We start from the raw sequence: 2,594 nt of genomic DNA, 5'->3' as shown, positions 1-2,594 counted from the left end.
CCTGGGAAGAGATCGCCGGGCCGCGCCTGGCCAGCCACTCGCGCCCGGAAAAGATCCAGTGGCCGCGCCGCCTGCATGAGGACGATCCGTTCGAGCCGGCGGCGCTGATCATTGCCTGCGAAGGCATGGCGGCGCTGCATCTTCAGCATGAGGCGGGCGAGGTCATCAACCGCGTCAACGCCTTCCTGGGTTTCAACGCCATAGGCCGCATCAAGATCTTGCAGAAGCCGGTCCTTTCGGCGAAAGCGCGGCCGAAACCACAACCGAGGCCGCTCAGCGAGGCCGAGAAATCGAAGCTGGCGCGAACGGTCGGCAAGATCGAGGATGATGGCTTGCGCGCTTCGCTCGAGCGGCTCGGCGCGACCATCCTCGGACAAAAAAAGCCCTGAGCATGTCTCCCGAAAGTTCCGGCGGTTTCGGGAAAAGTCGTGGAGCGCGCTGCAAAATTGTCGTCAATATCGCATATTCGTGATCGCGCCCGAAAAATTTGGCGATTGGATTGGGGATGCCGATGCCTTAATTCGCGCCAACTCTCGCCTTTTCTAGCCCTTGCATTGCAAAATCCAACCGATATCAGGTGATTCGCATGAACCGCTCTTTGTCTCGCAGAAACCTTCTGACCACGCTGGCCGCCGTTCCGGCAGTGGCGCTGCTTGCCGCGTGCAGCGACTCGGGTGAAGAGGCAAAGGCGGCCGATGTGAAGCCCGCCAATCCGTCGACGCCAGCCAAGCCTGCCACGCCCGCGGCCGCTCAGGTGCCGGAAGCGCAGGGCACCGTCGACATGGCGGAACTGCTCAAGCCCGGCGCTTTGCCCGACAAGCAGCTCGGCAAGGACGACGCCAAGGTCACCATCGTCGAATATGCCTCGATGACCTGCCCGCATTGCGCGCATTTCAACGACACAACCTTCCCTGAGCTGAAGTCGAAATACATCGACACGGGCAAGGTGCGCTATATCCTACGCGAATTCCCCTTCGACCCGAGCGCCGAGGCCGGCTTCATGCTGGCGCGCTGCGCCAAGGACAACTATTTCGCCATGGTGGACGTGTTGTTCAAGCAGCAGCCGAGCTGGGTCGGCGTCAGCAACACCAAGGAAGCGCTGCTGCAGATTTCCAAGCTCGCCGGTTTTACACAGGAGTCATTTGAGGCCTGCTTGACGGACCAGAAGCTTCTGGACGATGTGAGAGCAGTCCAGAAACGCGGAGCGGACGAGTTCAAGGTCGACTCGACGCCGACCTTCTTCATCAACGGAAAGACCTACAAAGGGGCGATGTCGATTGAGGAAATGTCGGCCATCATCGACCCTCTGCTCTGACGTCCAGGCCGCGCCGAAGCTGCTTGGCTTCGGCATATTGGTCTTTGCGGAGCGGCGCGAATGAAGTTTTCGCGCCTTCGCCTCCTCGGTTTCAAGTCCTTCGTCGAGCCCGGCGAGTTCGTCATCGAACGCGGGCTGACCGGCATTGTCGGGCCGAACGGCTGCGGCAAGTCCAACCTTGTCGAGGCGCTGCGCTGGGTGATGGGCGAAAGCTCCTACAAGAACATGCGCGCGTCCGGCATGGACGACGTGATCTTTTCCGGCTCCGGCGCGCGGCCGGCGCGCAACACCGCCGAAGTCACGCTTTTCCTTGACAATTCGGACCGCACGGCACCCGCCGCCTTCAACGACGCCGATGAATTGCAGGTGTCGCGCCGCATCGAGCGCGAGGCGGGCTCGCTCTACCGCATCAACGGCAAGGAAGCGCGTGCCAAGGACGTGCAACTGCTCTTCGCCGACCAGTCGACCGGCGCCCGCTCGCCGTCCATGGTCGGCCAGGGCCGCATCGGCGAGCTGATCCAGGCCAAGCCCCAGGCGCGCCGGGCGCTGCTCGAAGAAGCCGCCGGTATCTCCGGCCTGCACACGCGCCGGCACGAGGCGGAGCTTCGGCTGAAGGCGGCCGAACAAAACCTCGAACGGCTGGACGATGTCGTCGGCGAGTTGGAAAGCCAGATCGACAGCCTGAAGCGCCAGGCGCGCCAGGCCTCGCGCTTCAAGAACCTGTCGGCCGACATCCGCAAGGCCGAGGCGACGCTTCTGCATCTGCGCTGGACGCTGGCCAAAACCCAGGAAAGCGAAGCGCGTTCGGCGCTTGCCGTTGCCACCACGCTGGTCGGTGACCGCGCCGCAGCCCAGATGGCCGCTGCGAGGGAGCAGGGCATCGCCGCCCACCGCCTGCCTGACCTGCGCGACGCGGAAGCGGCCGCGGCGGCGGCCTTTCAGCGCCTGTCGATCGCCAAGACGCAGATCGAAGAAGAGGCCGGCCGCATCCGCTCGCGCCAGGCGGAGCTGGAGCGGCGCCTGCAACAGCTCGATGCAGACATCGCCCGCGAGGAGCGGATGGTGCGCGACAATGCCGACATTCTCGAGCGTCTCCGCGCCGAGGAAGCCGAGCTCAATTCGGACAATGCAGGTGCTGCCGAGCGCGAAGCCACCACCCGCGCCGCCTTCGAGCAGGCCGGCGCGACGCTCTCGCAGAGCGAAGCCAGGCTTGCCGCGCTGACGGCCGAACGCGCCGAGGCGGCCGCCTCGCGCCACCAGATCGAGCGCACTTTGCGTG

At 64.5% G+C, this 2,594-nt stretch carries 3 protein-coding genes; all 3 read left to right on the top strand.

Features of this window, described 5'->3' with window-relative positions:
- The coding region (locus EOA79_RS31335; protein WP_128293651.1) for a DciA family protein at positions 1–389 on the top strand (389 nt) is incomplete at its 5' end.
- 197 nt (positions 390–586) lie between these two features.
- A complete protein-coding gene (locus tag EOA79_RS31330; RefSeq protein WP_067327871.1) occupies positions 587–1,315 on the top strand; it encodes a DsbA family protein in 729 nt (242 codons plus the stop codon).
- Between the two features lie 60 nt (positions 1,316–1,375).
- On the top strand, positions 1,376–2,594 hold a 1,219-nt coding region (locus EOA79_RS31325; protein ID WP_164894043.1), incomplete at its 3' end, for a chromosome segregation SMC family protein.

This window comes from Mesorhizobium sp. M1A.F.Ca.IN.020.03.2.1 (genome assembly GCF_004023205.1).
Lineage (GTDB): Bacteria > Pseudomonadota > Alphaproteobacteria > Rhizobiales > Rhizobiaceae > Mesorhizobium.
This window is presented reverse-complemented; position numbering and strand designations above follow the sequence as displayed.

Excerpts from the sequence above, each read along its gene's own strand:
- EOA79_RS31330 (WP_067327871.1), top strand. The coding sequence starts at position 587 with ATGAACCGCTCTTTGTCTCGCAGAAACCTTCTGACCACGCTGGCCGCC.